Below are 20,685 nucleotides of genomic sequence, written 5' to 3' on the forward strand. Positions count from 1 at the left end.
TCATTTCACTTTTTTATTCAATCCGAACTACTTCTCTAGCGAGTTTAGTCCTTTTGAGACACTTCCCTCGCTTCCTAGCCTTTTACTCTAAAATCCTCCGCGCAGCCAGCGCCAAATCGTCAATATTGATCATACCGTCGTTTGTTAAATCGGCATGCTTTACTTGCTCCCAGTCCGGACTGCTTGTGTCTTTGCCGTAATTTGCGGCTACAATGGCGAGATCGCCAATCGACACTTTGCCATCATTGTTCACGTCACCAGGAATGCCTGCAGGTACCGACGTTACTTGAATACGGAAGGTTGAAGGTGCCGCTTCCGTCTCCGTTCCCAGGTCATTGCCCATCATCATTTTAGATACCTTTATGCTGCTTTCAGTCGTCTGAGTCACTGTCTTTGCTTTAAACGTCAGCTCTAATAGCTGTACATTGCTAGTAATCGCTTTCGTTGGTCCTTCGCTGACCATTAGAAGCCTGATTTGACCCGAAGTATGCTTCGCCGCTTGCAGCAGCGTCACTCCTTCTTTCAGCGACTTCGAGGACACCCATTCAAGCGTACTCGCGTCATAATCCAGCGTAACGTCAAGCGCATAGACGCTTTCCGTCACGCTCTTTAAGCCAAGCTTCAAGCCGAATGACTGGCCTCCTGCGACAGACGCGTCACCCGTTAACTCCGAATACGCCCCTTCGGGAACCACAACTCCGCCATCCCTCTTCACAGGTATCATTTCATGAATCTTCGGCTTTACTGCTCCGTCCCAAGCAAGCTTAACCTCCAGCACATTCGCGTATTTGGACGTGTCAATAACGTTGTACGACTGTGATAACACCCCCGCTTGATGCCAACCCTTCAGGTCTCTTATCGAAACCTCCGCATTCGAAATGCCAAGCGGGCTTTGCATAATAATGACTTTGCTTAGCTCTGTTTCATTCGAGATCTTGTAATTCAGAATTCCCGATTCCGACTGCGCCACTGGTGTATAGAAGGTTGACAGCCTATGGTCGATGGCATAATCCGCTTCATTTCCGAGCGGACCCTGCGGGCTTGCTTGAATAGAAGGGTTATCCTTTGTTGTGTTTGGCAAGCCTTCATTGACAAGGATTTCATTTAGAGCAAGCCAAGTAGCGTCGTTTACGGTAGAGATCAGCCTGATGTACCGAGCTGGCTTGTTATCCACCTGAACTCTCTTAAATCGGAATGGAACCTCATGCTCAGGGAAATTCAGACTCCGATCATTCGGATTGTTAAAGCTATGAATCGTTTCCCAGTTTTGACCATCTAAGGACAGCTGAAGATCGCCTTTCCGAAAATAATCCCCTTCACCGTCTCCGATAACAACAGCTGCGTTTTGTACATTAATAATGCCGCCCAGGTCGACTTGAACATATTTGCCAAGCCTTTGCTCACCGCCAAACCAAACCTTGCTCTCCAGCTTCCCGTTAAAAATATCCTGAAGCGCTCCTTGATAGACGCTCTCGTAATTATGAGTGACGACAGGCTCGGAATACGTATTCATCCTCATCGTTAATCGGCTCAAATCAAATGGAATAGGATCATTCCCTTTGTTTATTAATCGGATATATGCGGCTTTGCTATACGGTCCTCCATCGGTTACCGCTTGCCATTCAACGCCATTTTCCGAGGATTCAAGCACAGCTTGTTGCGCTGTGCTTTCGAGAGAAATATCGGATATTTTCACAATAGACGGCAGTTTAATCCCTACGTATTGGGAAGGCTCCAGCGTCATTTGGCCTATGCCATTTAGCTCAGCGGATGCATTAGCAGCCATGACAGCGGTTTGCTTCAGCTCCTCCACATTCGTATAGATCGCTGCTTTTCCTTTATCCGCATTAACCGTAAATTCTCTGATCGCTGTCCACAAGTCGGGCTTTCCGCCGGGAGTTCCCGCATGCGTCAAACGGTATCTGACGTATCTCGCTTCCAAATCGAGTCCGCCAGCAACGATTTTAAAGCCTGATCTTTCCTCTCCGATTGCCGTCCAGGATTGCTTGTCATTGGAATATTCAAGAATACCCCTCTGGAAAATATCATGATCCGTGTCGGTTCTGCCTTGCGTGATCGCAACATCGTAAACCTTAATCGTTTTGCCAAAATCGATCCCGTACCAGTCGCCGTTTTTTTGCAGCGTTTGGAAATAAATAGACGTGCTGATGTCTCCATCAATCATTCGATTCAGTCCCGCTGGCGAGCCGTACGAGCTCATCGGAAGCGGAATAACAAATTCAGGGTCAATCGATGTATAAATTTGCGCATCCAGCTTGCTAATTAATTGTTCGGCAAAAGGAACGAGCCGTTTCGCACCCGCCTCTACTGTAACATCGGGAGAGTTTAACTTTTTGATCTTAATCTTCTTCGACTCAGACAGCGCATTTGTCGCTTTAGCGAGTCCTTCCCATGCGGAGCCAACCTCTCCCTGTTGAAGCGCAATTGCTGATTGAGCCGCGTATTTGCTTGACTCCACAACATAGCGCAGGCTGCTCAGCCATGGGTCAATCTCCTCCAGCATACCCGGATTTTGACTTTTTTCTTTAAACTTTGCGATGGCCTTCAGCACATGATCAAATTCGGCAATCAAGGTCTGCCCGACCGCTTCAACGGATTGCTCATTCGCAAACCGGCTAAGAAACTGCTCAAGCTCGGCCTTTACATTTTCCGACTCCCCCACCTGCAATCCATGCCCGCTTGGCGACGGATCGCTCATATGGTAGGCAACCGCATTCAGCTCGGAAGCAGCCTCCGGTGCAACGTAATCGAAGGAATTCCGCCAGCTCTCATCGCTGTTGAAATCATCCACGTTCCATGTATAATCGGCAATGGCGAATAACGCAATTTTGGATAGCTCCGCATGCCCCATTGGATTGGATACAACACCTGAAATATTATGAGCACCGGGGGTTAGCACTTCCCCCTTGCCCAGCATAAGTCTCGAATCCTTATAATCATTCACCGGCCAGTTCAACCACACATATGGATCTCTGCCATGGGCATCCTTTGGGGCGCCAGTAGGCACGCTCGGCAAGCTGGTGCTTAGAACGCTGTTGCCGTCAATGAACAATTCCACGCTGTCCTTCACATAATGGAGCTTAAACGTATATTGCTTGCCTGCTTCAAAGGCTGGACTCGAAGAAGCAATATTGCCGTAGGTTTCTACGCCGCCCTTCACGGAATCCCAGCCCCAGCTGCTCGTATCGTATTGGATGACATTGTAATTGCTGCTGTCCACATAACGATAGACTAAACCAAACCTTGTCGGCGCCTCGTTAAACTTCAGCTTGACTTCATATTCGCCGGCTAAGTCCGGTAACTTTCTTGAAAATCCTGCTGAAATGCTCAGGGTTGACGTACCCTACTTTTTCCGCGACATCATATATTTTCAAGCCGTTTTCTAGACCTTCCTTCGCTTTCTCAATTCTCAAATTCGTCAAATAAGAAATGAAGTTAACACCGGTCTCTTTTGCGAACTGCTTGCTTAAATAGCTCTCGCTGACGCCGACCATCTCGCTAATATTGGAAAGATGAATATCCTCGTCAAAATGATTCTCAAGAATCGACTTCGCTCTCGCGACAACCGGGCTAAGCCAGCCAGCTGTGGATGGTGATTTGGGATGCAATTTCTCATGCAGCTTCTCCAAAAACAGCTCAACCCAATGAATGGTCTCTTCCCAAGTTTCCAAATTCCGAACATGCTCCATCGGATGCGGAAACTGCTCATGGAACTTTTCCCAGGATACGCCATTTTGGTGCATGAGCGATCCCAGCTCCCATATTAGGTCACTCAGCGCTGACTTGATATCATCGGGCGAAGAGGGAAACCGCTCGACCAGCCGCTCTAAGCCTTGCTGCAGCCGCTGCTTCCAAAGCGAAGGTTCTGCTTCCTTTAAAGCTTGCAGCAGCTCCGGCTTAAATGACGCCCACTCCTCCTTCCAATCGTCCTCCTCTATTCGATACGGCAGCTCCGCCTCTGGATATAATAAACGATCATAACCATGATAGTAGCTAAGAATAGACAGCCGTTCAGCTTGTCTGAACAACCGGTTCCATTGCATGACGCCGCTTGCGACATCGCTGATTCCAATCGATAGATTAAGATTCAAAAACTGGCGCAGCCTTATTTTCACATCGGTTAATACGCTTTGGGTCAGCCTTCGTATTGCTAGTGTGCTGCACTGCTCGGGAAACGTAAAAAATAAAGTGTAATGGCGATCATCTTGGCGGCATACGCGGCATACCCCTTCATTCCGGTCTCTATTGGTCACCGTTCGTATCGTCTGCAGCACCATGCGGTGAACATGCTCGAAGGGTACAACCTCCGATAATCGGATAAGCGCTACCTCTTGATTTTTCTCTCCCAAATGATTTCTGACAAATTCCAATCCTTGCCTAAGCTCCTCATCATGCTCGTATGAAGGTAGATTTGAAGCATGCGATAAGGAAAGCCGGTGAAGGATTGCGCACACCGTTTCCTCTTCATCCTGAGCGGGGGATGCTGCAGCTGCAGTGCTTTGCCGCCGGTTTAATTCCGCTATCGTCTTGTGCAGCACAGGCGCGATATACGCTTCGTCCAATTTCGCTTTAAGCATATAATCGAAGGCGCCAAGAACAAACGAATCCCTCACATAACCGTAATCGCCGTACGCGCTGAGCATAATGACCAGCGGCTCGCGGGATAATGAAGCATCACGGAGCGCTTTCAGCAGCTCCACTCCGTTCATCCTCGGCATTTGTATATCGGCTAAAATGATGTCGATATCCTGACGTTCCCGCAGCAGCGTTAACGCCTCTTCCCCATCACCGGCTTCCCCGGCAATTTCGATGTCCGTTGAAGCTAATGAAATATACTCCCGTAGTGCCAATCTAGCTAAAGGTTCGTCGTCAATAATGAAAGCTTGGTATTTCGCCATCATATTTCCCCCTTTTTGATATCACCTGTCAAAATATAATGGAAAATGGATATTGTTGCTCTCGACGTATTCAACCGCCTTACTCCAATTTTCATTCAATTTACTGAGAATATCAGCTACGGAAGCGCCTGCAAAAATTTGCTGCGCCATCTTCTTCTCGTCATATTGCGCTGCGTTTTTCAGCTTCACAAATTTCTCATCCGACCCTTGATACATAAACGGATTGAAGGGATGCCGGTTGTTCACCTCATTAAAGAAGGGCAGATGAGCTGTCACATCATTCAAGGTGGAAGAGTTCTGAGAATAGTTAATATATTGTTGATAAACATCTCGGCTGAACATCCATTCCAGAAATGCTATCGTCTCTTCCGTGTTTTTGGAATTTTTGTTGATCGCCAAATATTGATCGGGCATGGTGACAGCTTGCAGCGACTCATTAGTCGTTGCTCTCCAAGGCAAGGCGAAGGCATCGATATCCGCATCTTCCGAATTCACCTTCGACATATGATCGGTATAATACCATTGCCCTAGAGCAATCATCGCTGCTTTGCCCGTTTGAAACAATTGCGTCGCTTGGTCGAACCCGATCGCTAGCGCATCTTCTCCTGCAAGCTTGTTTTCTGATATGATCCTCAGCATATTCGCTGCTTTCTCGAAGCCCGAGCCCGCTCCGAACGGCCTTTTAATTTTCGCAAGATTAGCCAAATATTGCTCATCCTCCGTCAATATAGGAGGGCCGAATTCGATAAAGGGATAAAAGGTCCAGTCGTCCTTCCCCCCGATCGCAATCGGTATATATTGGCCATGTGATTTGATTTTCTTCAATACAGCCATAAACTCGTCATAGGTTTGCGGCACCTCTACGCCAGCCTCTTTAAAAATACTAGGGTGATAATAGACGTATTCCGAGAAGGACACAAGCGGCAAACCGAGTATATGCCCATCCAGCCTGGCCGGGTACCGATTTCTGCCCGTCGCATTCAATTTATCCAGCGATAGGAGTGAATCTTTATAGGTCGTGAGATGGCCTGGTTTCAAATAGAACAAGTCGGGCAAATCATTTGCCGCCAATCGCACCTTTAAATATTGACCGCTGTTATCCGGAATCGTTTCTACTTCGACCGTTACATTCGGTTTAACAACCGAATATTCCTTTACCTTTTCCGTCCAGAAGGCAATATCCGTCTTGGATTCCCATATTCCTAATTTTATTTTGACCGGCTGATTATGATTGGATGCCTTTTTTGATCGTGTATCATGTGAGCCAAATGAATTAACCTTATTATTGATTTCGATTTTGTTATAGCCGATGTAACCGGCAAGCAGGCTTATAAAAATAAGGCTGATGACTAAGGCGGAACCTACTCCTTTTCTCAATCTCATTCATTTATCTCCCTATGATGCTTAAATATGATTAGACTTGTTGGCGCTTTCAGCGCTCTATTTGCCATCTTACACGGTAAATAGACAAAGCGATATGACCTTTTTGGTTCATACATGATCTTTTATGCATCATTTTCCACTCATCCACCAGCCCAACTCTTGCTTACTTCCTAAAAGGAATGTCCGCCATTTCCTCCTCATCCGGTTCAATAATTAAAGGCAGCCGTATTCTCACCTTCGTGCCATGCGGATAATTGGGCTCATATTGCAAACCGTAACGATCGCCATAATGCAGTTGAATGCGACGATGCACATTTCGATTCCCCATCCCGCTAAAAGCATAGCTAGGCGATTTTTCCTGTTCTTGAGCAATCAGCTCATCTGGCATGCCCGCCCCGTTGTCTGCGATCGTAATGATCAAATCGTCATCTGCCGCATGAATGGCAACATCGATTTTTCCTGGATAATCGATTTCTTTCAGTCCATGGATAATACTGTTCTCCAAAATAGGCTGCAGCAGCAGCTTGAGCAAATAATGGCGGGAAATGTTGCTGTCGATATCCCAATCCGTCTGAATCGACCTTCCGAATCGAATCTCCATAATATATAAATAATGCTTCAGGTGGTCGACTTCTTCCTCTATCGTTGTGAGCAGACCGCCGCGATTAAACGAAGAGGCGAGCAAACGGGTTAAGGCATGCGTCATATTGCGGATATTGTCTGCTTTGCTGATTAAAGCCATGTACTTGATCGAATTTAACGTATTGATCAGAAAATGAGGGTTGATTTGGGACTGAAGAGCGGCAAATTCGGCTTTGCGCTTCTCGATCTCCTGCTGCTCATGCTGATCAATCAGCTCCTTAACCTGTTCCGTCATTAAATTAAAGGAATGGCCAAGCCGCACCATTTCCAAGCTTCCCGAACCGGTATATCTTGCATTTAAGTCACCGCCGGTAACGCGGACCATTTGACGGAGCAGCGCGCTGATCGGCTCCGTGACATTGGATACGAGATAGAAGGAAACGAGCACAAACGACAAAATGATCAAAATCGCAAGAAACCATACAAACGAATTAACGCTTCTGTAATTTTCGAGCAAATCCTTATAAGGAAGCATTTGCACAATATACCAATTCGAATTATCCACTCTAGCATACGTTATTAATTTGCGCTTGCCCTCTGTATCATCGACGAAAGAGCCCTTCTCCTCATGACCGATCTTCGTTTTCCAATTGCCAGGAATCAAGCTGCCTCTATCCACAATCGTATTGGATGCGATAATTTCACCTTTCTCGCTTACGATGTGCAGAACCGATTCGGAATTATCACGGGATTGCAAAATACGATCGAAAGCGCCGCTCTCAAACGTAAACAAAATCATCTCTAGTTTAGAAAAAGGGTTAGGGTCGCTCGGGGACAACGCAGCGGCCATAAAATACGGATTATAATTGCCATACAGCATATTCGGGAGCATGCCTAAGAAACGGACGATGTTAGGCGTGCTCGTCGTATCGTGATACCATTTCTGCTGACGGATGTTCGACTCTTCGATCATCATATTTTTTAAATAGGAGTACGATTTGCCGTTATCAAAAAAGAAGTTGACCGATAAGACTCGGCCAGAGACTGACGCCGTATACTTCTCGATCAATATTTTCAGCTTATTGCTGGCTAATTGCTTCTCAATGCCCACCTTGTGATGGACGTCAAACACCGATAATATGACATCCTGATCCACCCCGATTGAAGCAAATAGACCCGCCATCCGGTTAATTTCCTGACTAACGGAATAGGCTACCGCTTGCGAGGTCTGAAGCGACCGTCCCGTATTTTGTTGAAGGATATCCCGCTCATAGATGTTCAAAATGACCGCGCAAATTAATATGACCGGTACGATGACGACTAAAATGAAGAAAAGTCTAAGTATCGTGGACATGCGTAAATTTTTTTGCATAAGGACCCCTTCAGCTAAATTTTCAGAGCCTGTCTAGCAATTACAGCATTTGGAAGCCTCTCGTTTCAATTCGACAATCTGCGATAAAACCCTCTCGCGATGTCTTCGTTAGCTTTATCATAAACGAGCAAGCCCTTTTTTTATTTAGCCATAAACGAGAATAGTTGGACAATTCCGTTATGAATAACCGAAACTCCTCCTAGAACCCCGTTTCGAATAAAATAGGACAGGTTAAGTTCTAAATAGCTATCCACTTTATATAGTTTAATGTATTCAGCAAAAAATGCGGATTTATTTGCGCTTGCAGCGCGCGGAAGCCTTATCCTCTTTGCCATCCAGCCATGATGCTAAACAGAAAAAAACCGCCATATGCGCATGGCGGTTTAAGCTTGCTATATCCCGATTCACACCTACAATTAAAGTGATGTGCGATCAGTCTTCTGAGACTCTGACATTCGATATTCGGTTGGTGTTTCCTGACATGATTTTCGGAACACCTGCGTGAAATGACGCATATCATTAAAGCCAACCTGCACCGCAATATCCGATACTTTAAGATTTGTATCTCGCAGCAATGCCTTGGCTTTTTCCATTCTTAGCTGAGTAATGTATTCCTTATAACCAGCACCGACTTTTTGTTTGAACAGCAGGCTGAAATAAGTTGGATTTAAAAAAACGGCCGCAGCGATTTTATCGAGCGACACATTTTCATGAAAATGCTCATGAATATATTGAATGGCTGTGTCGATCATTCCTGTTGATGCTTTGTCGCTATCCTTTAACAGTTGGGTTGACTTTGTTGCCTTTTCTTCGAGCTCCAACAACTCTTTTGCAGATAATCTTTCTTGCTCCTTAATCATTTCGGCCTGCAATCTTGTAATAAGCGCTATCAATTTTTGCTTCCCGATCGGTTTAAGCATATAGTCGGAGGCTCCTTGCCTGAGCGCTTCCTGTGCATAGTAGAAATCGGCATGGGCTGAAATGATGATCCACTTAATACGTTGATCCAATTCCCTGCCTGCTGCCAGAAGCATTAATCCGTTCATCTTCGGCATCTTGATGTCCATAATGACGATATCAACCGGTGATTTGGAGAGTAGATCCAGCGCTTCCTTCCCGTTTCCTGCGACTAAAATCGAAGCATCCGGAAAGGAGGAGAGAATGGTCCGTTTCACACCGTCACATATCGGTTTCTCGTCATCCACGATCAAAATATTCATGAATGCTCCTCCTCCAAAATAGCGGGAACGACAATGGATACTCGCGTTCCCTCTCCAAATGTGCTGCGGATTTGCACGCCATAAGCTGGTCCATACCAAAGCAAAAGTCGTCGGTGTACGTTAGACAGCCCAATCCCCGTATCGGATTCCCGCTGCAAGTCAATGGAGATTAAATCTTCTGCTTGCCCTTCAGGGATTTCCTCGAGCCCGTTCGCCGTCTTCCTCTCAAACGTGCGCTCCTTCTCAGACTTGATATGGAGTAAGGATAATAGTGACCGAAGCTTGTCCTGCTCCATGCCAACACCATTATCCTCAATATGAATATAGAGATTCCCAGCATCAAAATTGGATGTAATAAGGACAACTCCAGCTTCATCCGAGTCCTTCTCGTCCAGACCGTGAACGATAGCGTTCTCAACAATCGGCTGTAAAATCATCTTCGGGAGCTTTATTTCATGCCAAATGAGATCGATCTCTATTTTAATTTCTAATCGATGACTCATTCGTGTTTGGCAAATGAGTGCGTAGTTTTTAATTTGTTCGAGTTCTTCGTGGAGCTTTACACTTGATGAATGCTCCCAGTTGCTGCTATATCTAAATATTTCAGAAAGGGAAAGGACAACCTCGCTAAGCGTTTCTTCTTCCTTCTCCTCCAGCATCCAGTAAATCATATCCAACGTGTTATACAAAAAATGAGGATTCACTTGTGCTTGCAGAACTTGAAGCTGTACATTCTTCTCACTCGCGGATATCGCTCGAATACGATCTATCAAACCATTGATCCGATCAACCATTCGGTTAAATCTTTGAGCCATTTCCCTAATTTCCTCGAATGACTTTACTTCCATCATACCATTAAAATCCCCACGCTCAACCTGCTTCATTTGACGAATCATTTGGCTTATCGGCAAGGAAACCGATCTCGATACAAACAATGCCAATAAGATTGACAAGAAAATCAGCAGCATAAAAATCATGAGAAGAAATTGCTTCGTCTGATTGAGCTCAAAAGCGAGATCCGATCTGGGCGTTATGCTCAAGAGCTGCAGTCCCTTGCTGTTCAGCATGCCATTAACGATTAAATAACGATCATTGTCAATGATCTGAACAGGCTTGCTGTCATGTTTATCCGCAATATCACGCGCAATAGAAGTTGCAATGTGATCTGGCTTATTATGAGCCAGTAACGCCTTATCGCTGTTCAAGAGAAATGATTCGCTATTATTGGACAACTCCAAATTTTTCATGATGTCATTAAGAGCCTTTGGCTCCATCTCGACAAGTATGATGCCCATCGACTTCTGATTGGTGTAGTCCACCAATTGGCTTCCGAATGCGAATACAGATCTTTGTTCAATTTGATCAATAATTGATTTTTCCTTTACGCCAAGCCAAATAGGCTCCCCTTTGGATTGCTTAATCTGATAGTACCAGAGGGAATCCTTATAGCCAACGTCAATCACCTGTGCATTTCGGCTTCCGTAGCTGTACACTTTTCCTGTATCCGTTATCACGTAGATGCCAATAATGTCATCCCACGAATAATAAATCGAGCCTAAGGCGTTTGTTATCGTACGCTCTCTAATAGCCTGTAGTGAAGGAATGTCTTTTTGATCACGTGCCGCATAGGTTTGGATCTCCGGACTGCTGACAATCGATTTCGCCAATATCGAATAACCCTTCAGAAGCAGCTCGGCATGACCGCTAGCTTGCGACATGCTCTTTAATGCCACGTCTCCTACTTTGTCATTGACTTGGATTGCCGATCTTTGGTAATACAGCATGGTTAACATAAGCATGAGGATAAAGGAGCTCCCGACAAACAATAGAAATAAACGAACACCTAATCGATTAAACCGTTGTTTGCCCCGCCTCATGCTTTTATCTCCCTTGAATCCATTTTAAGGCAGATCTCAATGGATCATCCTTTTACCGCGCCTGCAACCATGCCTTGCGTAATTTTGTCAGCAAGGAGGAAGTAAACGATCAGTACAGGAATAACGCCTAAGATCAAGTATGCACCAATTGCACCGTAATTCGTCGTATATTTTCCGACAAAGCTATAAATACCGAAAGGCAATGTTTTGAGATGAGAGCTAGAAATAAAAGTAGCCGCCATAATGTATTCGTTCCAAATGGTGATGAACGTTACGATCGATACAGTCATCAAAGGCGGAACTGTAATTGGGAAAATAATGCTTGTAAAAATCCGATAAATGGATGCCCCATCAATTGCTGCCGATTCTTCGAGCTCATGAGGAATTCCTTTATAAAATTCGGACAAAATAAAGACAGCCATTGGCACAGAGAATGCGATATAAGGCAAAATAAGCGATAGATGCGTGTCCATAATATGCAGCTTATTAAACAATACAACAAGCGGAATCAGCGTCGCTTGTGTCGGTATCATAATACCGACCAAGAAAACAAGCATGACGATTTTGGATGCTTTCCATTTGAAACGGGCAATTGCATAGGAAACCATGGCGCCGAGTATCAATGTGATAATCATCGATACCCCTGTCACAATAACGCTATTCCACAAATATTGCAAGTAGTGGCCGTTAACGAATGCATTCGTGTAATTTTCCCATTTCATAACTTGTGGAAGGGCAAAGAAGGTGCTTGATAATATTTCCTCGTTAGTCTTAAAGGAGTACAACACAAGCCATAGCAATGGATATACTTGTGTTATTATTAGAAGGGCCAAAAAAGCCCGGACAATCGTTTTTTTGATTTTCACTTGTATCATCCTCCTGTTCCGCACTATTAAGATGCGGCATTCTCTGAGCGTTTGAAGGCAAAATTAAGCAATATTGTAGCGACCAAGCCTTCTGCGACTAAAAATACGGACATTGCGCTGCCGTAGCCGTACTGGAAGGACATGAACGTTTTGTTATACATGAGGGTAGAAATAACTTCGGTTGAATTTCCTGGTCCTCCGCCTGTCATTACCATAACAATATCGAATGCATTAAGTGAACCGATAACCGCTAGTATAAGCGATATTTTAAGTACGGGTGCCATTAACGGAATGGTAATGTAACGATCAGCTTTAAAGCCTTCTGCTCCGTCGATACGTGATGCTTCATATATTTCCTTGGAAATATTCTGCAATCCTGTAAATTGGATTAATACATGGTAGCCTAGATACTGCCACAAGGCGACGAAAAAGATTGCATAGATCGCGATTTTAGGTTCTGCCAGCCAAGTATGTGTCCAGCTCTCCAGCCCTACCGATACAAGCAGCTTGTTCAGCATGCCTCCAAATTCGGCTGGGTTATAGATCGAACGCCATAGCTGACCGATTACGACAACAGACAAAATAACGGGCAAAAAGTAAATCGAAACCAAAGTGTTCGGTTTGCGAAGGTACCTTGTAAGTAGAATACCTATAAACAATGCAAACGGAATTTCACATGCCGATATTAGCGCGAAGAGCAAACCCCGATTTACCGCTGGCCAAAATAACGGGTCTTTCGTAAGCATGGAAACAAAGTTGTGAAGTCCTACAAATTTCGCCGTGCTCATGCCGTCCCATTGGTAGAAAGAATAGAACATGGATACAATAATTGGAACAAACACCATCAGCACATACAAGATAAGACACGGCAGTATGAAGATCGCTAGTGCTGTTTTTGAAACTTTCAAAATATTCATTGTAATCCCTCCGTGTTGCCATAGGCTTCATTGGCCTGCTTATTGAATAAAGGAAGGGAACCGTGAAGGCTCCCTTAGTTAATGTTTTAGGTTTGTAGATTAAGGATTGTTGATGTCAAAATTACTTTTGTGCTCAGCAGCAATATCTTCAGGTTTAACCTTCTGAATGAACATGCCTTGAAGCGAATTCAAGTGATATTGAGTCGTGCTTGGATCAATCAAGTTGTCGAACGCGATCGAGCCGCCTTTTACTGACTTGAAAATATCAAGAACATCAATTGCTGTTTGCGAGTAACCCGCGCCAGCGAAATCACCGTCTACGATTTGTGCAAGACCAACTGCACCTTTCATGTCAAACATCTTTTTCGGATAGTTAGTCATGTAGTAAAGCAAGAACGCTTTGGATTCTTCCATATGCTTCGTACCCGCGGAAATAACATAACCTGAACCAGGTCCAAGCATAAATTCATTTGGATCGCCTTTGCCATCTACTGTAGGGAATGGTTTCGCGACTACTTTATCCTGAACTTCAGATCCTTCGATAGAAGCAGTTACCCATGAACCCATGTAGTACATTGCAGCTTTGCCAGTCAAGAACAAATTCTCGCCTTGCTCATAGTCGAATGATGTTGCACCTTCTTGGAATGCACCTGCTTGAATGAGATCTTGCATTTTTTCAACGGACTTCACAAATGCTGGGTCGTCGAAAGATTTTTTCTTTTCAATTACGTCTTGCAAGAAGCTAGCACCGCCAAGACGGATTACGATGTTTGTGAACAAGAACGATCCTGTCCAAGGCTCTTTCTCACCAATTGCCATCGGAATGATTCCTTTAGCTTTAAGCACTTTGGAAGCCTCTACAATTTCTTCGAAAGTAGTCGGGATCTCGAGACCCGCTTGTGCGAACAGATCTTTATTGTAATACATTAGACCAATGTCATTTGCTTCCGACAATCCATAAGTCTTGCCATCAAATGTGTAGTAGTCAAGTATTCCTTGTTGGTAGGAATCACGCAAGCCGTCTTTGTCCAAAATGTCGTCAAGCGGAGCAAGCTTGCCGCCATCAACATAAGGTTTCATTTGAGCCCCTGGATTCACCACAGTAATATCCGGCATGTCATTGGAAGCTGCTTGCGTTTTCAACTTCAATTTCTGTTGGTCGCTGTTTAACGCGTCCACTTCGATTTTGATGTTAGGATTTGCCTCAGTGTAATCCTTTACAATTTGACGAAGCGCTTTCAATTGAACCGAAGATTCATCTGCTGTATGAATTTGAAAATTAAGCGTAACCTCTTTTTTCTCCGTGCTTGTGTTGCCAGTAGTCGGATTACTGCTTTCTTCCGTTGGTGCGTTGTTGCCTCCGCATGCAGCCAAGCTGATAGCGAATAATGACATTACCATGATCAGAATCAATTTCTTCATCTTTTTCTCCCCCGATTCTAAAATTTGATAGTGCGCCTTGCCTATTTACAATTATCACGTAATATAGCCTATTGACGTGATACGTTTTTTTTTGGTTTAATGTTTAATTTTTTTAGGATAATCCACATTCCTGACACAAACCTCACATGAATCCGATTGCGACAATTCCAGTAATTTGGATATGCCCATCTACTCTAATCCAAGTATGTAAGAATTAAAAAAACCAGCGCAACAGCGGATTCCATTTAGAAATCGCAATTGCGCTGGTTTTTGTTGATTGGCCAAGCAGATCATTCTGAATGAGCCAAAGCCTTTGCTTTAACTAGATCGCCCAATTGCCATTGCGGAAAATAGGCTCGCGGGTTCCATCCTGCATCACGCCGTCAATATTCATATCGGGCGAGCCGATCATAAAATCTTCATGCGTAAGGCTTCTGTTTGCACCGTGAGCGAGCAGCTCCTCAGGGGACATTTTGGTACCGCCAGTGAGGTTAACTGGATACGCCTGACCTAGTGCAAGGTGGCAAGAGGCGTTCTCATCATATAAGGTATTGATAAAAATCACATTAGAGTTTGATATTGTCGAGTCATGAGGAACAAGCGCGATTTCGCCCAAATGTCTAGCCCCTTCATCCGTACCCAGCAAATTAGTCAGCGCCTCATAGCCTTGCTCAGCCGAGTAATCGATCACTTTGCCGTCCTTGAAGGTCAAGGTGAAGCCGTTAATAACCTGGCCATTATAATTTAAAGGCTTCGTGCTTCGAACGACACCATTTACACCATCTCTATGGGGCATCGTAAATACTTCTTCCGTCGGCATATTCGGGTTAAAAAACACCCCTTTGGCGTTCGCTTTGGCTCCGCCCAGCCAAATATGACCTTCCGGCAGCTCAACGGTCAAGCTAGTGCCTGGCGCCTCATATTGCAGCTGCTTGTAGCGCTTGCCATTAAGCACCTCAACCATTTGGAGCAGCTTCGCATTATGTTCTCTCCATGCTTGAATCGGATCTTCTAGTCCGATGCGCGTAGCATCGACAATCCGCTCCCACAGCTTCTGAACCGCTTCTTCCTGCGATACATCCGGAAATACTTTCGACGCCCATTCCGGCGTTGCATAGGAGATAAGCGTCCATGCGTTGGTATGGCTCATCAAGGCGCCGCGGTAGCTGCTCATCGCAGTAGAGGCCGTCTTAGTCGCTGTCGCAACCCGGGCCGGATCCACGTCGTTCAGAAGATCCGGGTTCGGCGAATAAATGGTAATAAACGCCGCACCTTTATCTGCATAATCCTCCCATGCCTTGGCACGCCACATCGGGTACTCCAAGAAGGCTTCCTCCGGCGCCTGCTTGTACTTAATGCGGGTTAGCTCCTCATCGTTATATTCGACATGCACGTTTTTCGCTCCGGCTTCATAAGCTTTGGAGGCAATAAGCCGTACCAATGGAGCGGCGGTAATCGGAGCCATAACGACAACCGTCTGCCCTTGCTGAACGTTGACGCCAACCTGTACGGCCAGCGCAGCGTAATTTTCCAAATGCTGATATGTAGGATATGTCATTGTCAGTTCTCCTCCAATATTAGTATAAATTTACTTGGCAATTGCTTGCTTCTATTATAGTACTCCCTTACAAAATGCTCAAATGAAGCTAGGGATCTATGCGTTTAATGAAGCATGGAAGGCATATTCGGAATTAAAAAATCTCCCTTATGCAAGAAAAGGCAATTCCCCGCTTTACGCGGTAAGAATCGCCTTTTATTATTTGAAGCACCTTATTCATTCGATTAGGAAATATCTTTGCCGAGGAAACGCCAGAAGTTCCGATTCAACATATCATCCAAATCTCTTTTGATTTCCTCCTCAGTCACTTCCCAGCCGCTATGATGCAGCTTCTCGTATTTATCTGCCAGCACGTTCCCGATAATTGACCTCGAATGCTCCCATTTATAGATCAGCTGCTCGAAGACACGACAATCCGAATGCTGCGGAATGACCGAAGTGCCTAGAAGCTCTATGCGGATCCTAGTCATTTCCTCAACCATGGACTCGATATGGAGAAACCACCAGCAGCCAAAGATCATCAAATTACGGAACTTGCGGGCAAGCACCGTTAATTCATGCTGATTCTCTCTTGCAAGCATAGTGATAAGAAACTTTTGCTCCGGATAACGTCGGCATAACGCTTCAACGGCAGACACGTCTGAGCGCATGCTCATATCACCAGCAAGTCCCAGCGACGGGTTCACTTTTCTGCGAACACCAATCATAAGCGCAAACGGAATTTGCTGCTCCTGGCATACGGGAATCATAACTTCATCTATCATCTTGCTTCTATGATCATCGGCTGGGTATTTAAAATCGCCCGGCATCGACACCGCAAGATAGAGAGCATCCATCCGAATAATCCATTCAGACAGAAAACGACGGGTCTCCTCTTTTGTCCGCTCCGTCCACTCTGCTTGCACGTCATACCCGAGCTTTTGCAGCTCGTTTACGGCGTGAGGCCAATCATTAAGCAGTGCGTCAACCCGAAGCGCCGCAAAAAAACGGGGATCCGACTTCCCATTGCCTGACAACCAGACCGGCCGTTCTACAGCATCAAATGGGTCGTTTGTCATGACGATTTTTTCAATTCCCGCAATCTGCATCACCGTATCGACTTGCTCATGCACCGTTCGCTTCGCCAAGGCTTGACGGTAATCGTCCAGGTTGCGCGAGGATACGTCGAATCCTAGTCGCTTCAAGATGGTGATGAATCCGGTAGCCGCCTCGCTTACCGGAGAATGGTCAATGAATAGCTGCTTCCATATCCAATCCGCTTGCTCGCGCTTGGTCATTGACCAGAAGCGGCTGTATTCATCCTCTGACCATCTAAACGATTCCGAAATCAAATAATGATAAGTCAGCAGATCATCGATACCCCACAAAAGCAGATCCCCGAATTCGGGAGCGTATAAATGCGTATGCATATCTGTGACAGGCATGCTGTGAGCCCATTTTTGTACCGTTTGCCGAAGATCAGCCAAGCTTATAACGGATTGGGTATTCATTATTTTTTCCCCCTTGAATTAGTTTCATTGATCATGTTAAAAGGCCAGCTTTGTCGATAGTACGGAAAGCACATGTGCAGCATTTGGCAGGATATAGGCAACGTTATACCAACGTTGTTATTTTTGGCCGAAATTACGTTATCCCCTCTACTCCCAGTCTCCTATTCTTTCAACTGTCTGTAGACTTCGCGATATACGGTTTCTAGAGGTATCCCTAATGTTCGGGCAGCATGAGCCGCATCCTCAAATTCCGGTGATTGGCGAATGATCCGCTCTCCGTCAATCGCCTGCTTTACTCTTACTGTGCCGTATGGCGTTTCAACTTGAATCCATCGGCGCTCCAGCGCCCTGCGCTGCCACTCGCTTCGGCGCACACCGAAGGTTGACGTTTCTGCAAGCAGCGTTTCCTCGCATCGGTCGCTATCAGTTGGTCGGCATAACACGCTGACGAGGACACCCGGACGGTTTTTTTTCATATAGACCGGCGTATGGTACACATCGAGCGCCCCGGCTTCGAATAGCTTTTCCATCGCATAACCAAGCATTTCCCCCGTTGAATCGTCCACTTGAGCTTCGAGTACGACAATCGTCTCTTTGTTTTCTTTCTGCTCCTGTTGATACAAAATAGCGCGCAAAACGTTCGGATGCTCAAAATCCTTTGTACCTGCGCCGTAGCCGATTCGATCAATCGTACCTGCGGGCAAAGTGCCGAAGCCTGCTGCCAGCGCTTTGACGATCCCGGCGCCGGTCGGCGTCGTCAATTCACCCTTAGCCGTGAACGGCGATAACGGTACGCCTCGAAGCAGCTCCGCAGTCGCAGGGGCCGGAATCGGATATAATCCATGTGCCATGCGAAGCTTACCGGTTCCTGTAGGCACGGGTGAAACGATTATTTTGCCGACATCGAGGCTCTCCAGCGCTAAACAAACGCCAATGACGTCTAAAATGGAGTCCATAGCTCCGACCTCGTGAAAGTGAACGTCAGCCGGGTTCATGCCATGAATTTTGCCTTCTGCTTCGGCAATCAGACGAAAAATGGAAAGACTCCGCAATTTAACTCGGTCTGGCAGGCTTGAGTGTTCGATCATGCGTAAGATGTCGGAAGCTTTTCTATGCTCATGCGAATGCTCATGCGAATGATCGTGGCTGTGATGATGATTATGATCATGACTATGATCGTGACTATGATCATGGCTGTGACCGTGACTGTGATCATGGCTGTGACCGTGACTGTGATCATGGCTGTGACCGTGACTGTGATCATGACTGAGATCATGACCGTAATCATGACTATGATCGTGATCATGCCCATAACTGTGACTGTGGCTATGAGCGTGTTCATGATCATGGTGATGATGAACATGAGCATCCACATGATCGCTGTTAACAAAGTCTAACTTCAACCATTTCGCTGTGATGCCCCTCCGGTCCACCTCTATAAATTCCATGGTGAACGGATCGATTGGCAGCTTCGATAAATGGCTAATCATATAAGTCGGGTCTGCTCCAAGGTCCACCAGCGCGGACAGAGCCATATCTCCTGCGATGCCTGAAATGCAATCCAAATAAAGCGTCCTCATGCTACGTGCCCTCCGCTACCAGTTGTAAAATCATTGCTGCTTGAAATCCTGCCCCAAATCCGTTATCGATGTTCACTACCGTAACGCCTGCTGCACAGGAGGTCATCATGGCAAGAAGCGTCGTTATGCCTTGTAAATTCGCGCCGTATCCTACGGAGGTCGGCACAGCTATTACCGGCCTGCGAACAAGTCCGCCAACAACGCTCACCAAGGCTCCCTCCATGCCCGCGACCCCAATGACAACGGATGCTTCCCTGATCCGTTCCTTTTGGCTTAGCAGCCGATCGATGCCAGCGACTCCGACGTCGTAGATGCGATCAACCTCGCAGCCCATCCACTCCGCAGTCCCAGCCGCTTCCTCCGCTACTGGAATATCCGATGTCCCGCCGGTCACGACGGCTACCTTGCCAGGAAGCACTCGCGTTGACCTTCCTAGCGAGATAAGGCGAGAGGCTTCGTCATAGCGGGCATCAGTAAATTTTGCAACTACTCGTTCGCCCATCTCGGGCGTTGCACGCGTTACAAGCGCCCTGCCATGAATCTCAACAAGCCGGGAAAAAATCGTTTCCACCTGCTCGGTTGTTTTGCCCAGTCCAAAAACGACCTCGGGATGCCCGGTCCGCTCATTGCGCCCCACATCCAGCTTGCAAAAACCAAGATCCTCAAATTCGTTCATATCGCCGCTCCTCCGTGTTCAAGCACTTTATTCATGCTGCCGCTGCGATAACCCGAGAGATCCATGGACACATAGAGGAAGCCCAGCTCCTTCAAGCGGTCCGAGATGATCGATGCAAAGCTAATCAACCGCTCCATCGCTCCTTGCTCCACTTCGATTCTGGCGATATCGCCATGGCTTCTCACCCTGACTTGACCGAAGCCAAGGGAGCGAATATAGCGCTCGGCTTCACCGACGCGTCCCAGCTTCTCAATCGTAATCGTCTCGCCGTAAGCGATCCGAGAGGAAAGACAGGCGAAGGACGGCTTATTCCAAGTGGCAAGCCCGTGCTCGCGGGATAGATCACGGATTTCTTCTTTATAAAGACCCGCTTCCTGCAAAGGGCCGCGCACGCCGCGTTCCTTCGCCGCCTGAACTCCCGGCCTATGCTCATTCATGTCATCCGCAATCAGCCCATAAACGATATGGCGGTAATCACCGTCCTTGATGAACGGTTCAAGATGCTCGAACAGGCTTTTTTTGCAAAAATAACAACGGTTCGCATTATTCTCTTTATAACCAGGTATTTGGAGCTCGGACGTTTCAATTACTTTATGTGTTGCTCCAAGACGCTTCGCCAGCTGGATGGCTTCCTCCAGCTCTTCCGACGGATATGTCTCCGAGTCAGCCGTAACCGCCAAGACACGCTCGCTTCCAAGCGTTTTGATTGCGGTGTCCAAAAGAAAAGTGCTGTCGACGCCTCCAGAGAACGCGACCACAACGGATTCCATGTCCTTTAAAATCGCTTGCAGCTTGCTGTATTTATCATGCATGTTACTGCTCC

15 protein-coding genes are annotated in these 20,685 nt (G+C 46.2%); all 15 read right to left on the minus strand.

What is annotated here, in order from left to right:
• Positions 1-82 precede the first annotated feature (82 nt).
• The 15 genes from AC1TPC_RS14010 to larE all read right to left on the minus strand — a co-directional run bounded on the left by AC1TPC_RS14010 (position 83) and on the right by larE (position 20,674).
• Positions 83-3,241 carry a beta-N-acetylglucosaminidase domain-containing protein gene (locus AC1TPC_RS14010; protein ID WP_482067448.1) on the minus strand — a complete coding sequence of 1,053 codons (3,159 nt, stop codon included), beginning with the start codon at positions 3,239-3,241 and terminating at the stop codon, positions 83-85.
• Between the two features lie 55 nt (positions 3,242-3,296).
• On the minus strand, positions 3,297-4,922 hold the full coding sequence (locus AC1TPC_RS14015; protein WP_482067449.1) for a response regulator transcription factor: 1,626 nt from the start codon (positions 4,920-4,922) through the stop codon (positions 3,297-3,299).
• An 18-nt stretch (positions 4,923-4,940) separates the two neighbouring features.
• A complete protein-coding gene (locus AC1TPC_RS14020; protein ID WP_482067450.1) occupies positions 4,941-6,302 on the minus strand; it encodes an ABC transporter substrate-binding protein in 1,362 nt (453 codons plus the stop codon).
• Between the two features lie 163 nt (positions 6,303-6,465).
• Positions 6,466-8,256: a sensor histidine kinase gene (locus tag AC1TPC_RS14025; protein WP_482067451.1), complete on the minus strand. Its 1,791-nt coding sequence runs from the start codon at positions 8,254-8,256 to the stop codon at positions 6,466-6,468.
• Positions 8,257-8,494: 238 nt separating this feature from the next.
• Positions 8,495-8,563 (minus strand): histidine kinase, encoded by a 69-nt coding sequence (locus tag AC1TPC_RS14030; protein WP_482067528.1) that lies wholly within the window; start codon positions 8,561-8,563, stop codon positions 8,495-8,497.
• Positions 8,564-8,672: 109 nt separating this feature from the next.
• Positions 8,673-9,476: a response regulator transcription factor gene (locus AC1TPC_RS14035; protein ID WP_482067452.1), complete on the minus strand. Its 804-nt coding sequence runs from the start codon at positions 9,474-9,476 to the stop codon at positions 8,673-8,675.
• Positions 9,473-11,353: a sensor histidine kinase gene (locus AC1TPC_RS14040; RefSeq protein WP_482067453.1), complete on the minus strand. Its 1,881-nt coding sequence runs from the start codon at positions 11,351-11,353 to the stop codon at positions 9,473-9,475. Before AC1TPC_RS14040 ends, AC1TPC_RS14035 begins: the two co-directional genes overlap by 4 nt.
• A gap of 44 nt (positions 11,354-11,397) precedes the next feature.
• The gene (locus AC1TPC_RS14045; protein WP_482067454.1) at positions 11,398-12,228 is read right to left on the minus strand and encodes a carbohydrate ABC transporter permease; all 831 of its coding nucleotides are present in this window, start codon (positions 12,226-12,228) and stop codon (positions 11,398-11,400) included.
• A gap of 17 nt (positions 12,229-12,245) precedes the next feature.
• The gene (locus tag AC1TPC_RS14050) at positions 12,246-13,136 is read right to left on the minus strand and encodes a carbohydrate ABC transporter permease (RefSeq protein WP_482067455.1); all 891 of its coding nucleotides are present in this window, start codon (positions 13,134-13,136) and stop codon (positions 12,246-12,248) included.
• A gap of 99 nt (positions 13,137-13,235) precedes the next feature.
• A complete protein-coding gene (locus tag AC1TPC_RS14055) occupies positions 13,236-14,558 on the minus strand; it encodes an extracellular solute-binding protein (protein WP_482067456.1) in 1,323 nt (440 codons plus the stop codon).
• A gap of 322 nt (positions 14,559-14,880) precedes the next feature.
• Positions 14,881-16,116, minus strand: coding sequence for an aminopeptidase (locus tag AC1TPC_RS14060; RefSeq protein ID WP_482067457.1), 1,236 nt, complete (start codon positions 16,114-16,116; stop codon positions 14,881-14,883).
• Positions 16,117-16,340: 224 nt separating this feature from the next.
• Complete coding sequence (locus AC1TPC_RS14065; RefSeq protein ID WP_482067458.1) at positions 16,341-17,606, minus strand: glucuronate isomerase; 1,266 nt, start codon at positions 17,604-17,606, stop codon at positions 16,341-16,343.
• Positions 17,607-17,767: 161 nt separating this feature from the next.
• Complete coding sequence (gene larC, locus AC1TPC_RS14070) at positions 17,768-19,186, minus strand: nickel pincer cofactor biosynthesis protein LarC (RefSeq protein WP_482067459.1); 1,419 nt, start codon at positions 19,184-19,186, stop codon at positions 17,768-17,770.
• Position 19,187: 1 nt separating this feature from the next.
• Complete coding sequence (larB, locus tag AC1TPC_RS14075) at positions 19,188-19,862, minus strand: nickel pincer cofactor biosynthesis protein LarB (protein WP_482067460.1); 675 nt, start codon at positions 19,860-19,862, stop codon at positions 19,188-19,190.
• Positions 19,859-20,674: an ATP-dependent sacrificial sulfur transferase LarE gene (gene larE / locus AC1TPC_RS14080; RefSeq protein ID WP_482067461.1), complete on the minus strand. Its 816-nt coding sequence runs from the start codon at positions 20,672-20,674 to the stop codon at positions 19,859-19,861. Before larE ends, larB begins: the two co-directional genes overlap by 4 nt.
• Positions 20,675-20,685: the final 11 nt, after the last annotated feature.

This window comes from Paenibacillus sp. Y280 (assembly GCF_056786335.1).

Coding starts and splice junctions, on each gene's coding strand:
- larE (WP_482067461.1), bottom strand. CDS start 20,674: ATGCATGATAAATACAGCAAGCTGCAAGCGATTTTAAAGGACATGGAA.
- AC1TPC_RS14045 (WP_482067454.1), bottom strand. CDS start 12,228: ATGATACAAGTGAAAATCAAAAAAACGATTGTCCGGGCTTTTTTGGCC.
- AC1TPC_RS14020 (WP_482067450.1), bottom strand. CDS start 6,302: ATGAGATTGAGAAAAGGAGTAGGTTCCGCCTTAGTCATCAGCCTTATT.
- AC1TPC_RS14065 (WP_482067458.1), bottom strand. CDS start 17,606: ATGAATACCCAATCCGTTATAAGCTTGGCTGATCTTCGGCAAACGGTA.
- AC1TPC_RS14055 (WP_482067456.1), bottom strand. CDS start 14,558: ATGAAGAAATTGATTCTGATCATGGTAATGTCATTATTCGCTATCAGC.
- AC1TPC_RS14035 (WP_482067452.1), bottom strand. CDS start 9,476: ATGAATATTTTGATCGTGGATGACGAGAAACCGATATGTGACGGTGTG.
- AC1TPC_RS14060 (WP_482067457.1), bottom strand. CDS start 16,116: ATGACATATCCTACATATCAGCATTTGGAAAATTACGCTGCGCTGGCC.
- AC1TPC_RS14050 (WP_482067455.1), bottom strand. CDS start 13,136: ATGAATATTTTGAAAGTTTCAAAAACAGCACTAGCGATCTTCATACTG.
- AC1TPC_RS14040 (WP_482067453.1), bottom strand. CDS start 11,353: ATGAGGCGGGGCAAACAACGGTTTAATCGATTAGGTGTTCGTTTATTT.
- AC1TPC_RS14015 (WP_482067449.1), bottom strand. CDS start 4,922: ATGATGGCGAAATACCAAGCTTTCATTATTGACGACGAACCTTTAGCT.
- larB (WP_482067460.1), bottom strand. CDS start 19,862: ATGAACGAATTTGAGGATCTTGGTTTTTGCAAGCTGGATGTGGGGCGC.
- larC (WP_482067459.1), bottom strand. CDS start 19,186: ATGAGGACGCTTTATTTGGATTGCATTTCAGGCATCGCAGGAGATATG.
- AC1TPC_RS14025 (WP_482067451.1), bottom strand. CDS start 8,256: ATGCAAAAAAATTTACGCATGTCCACGATACTTAGACTTTTCTTCATT.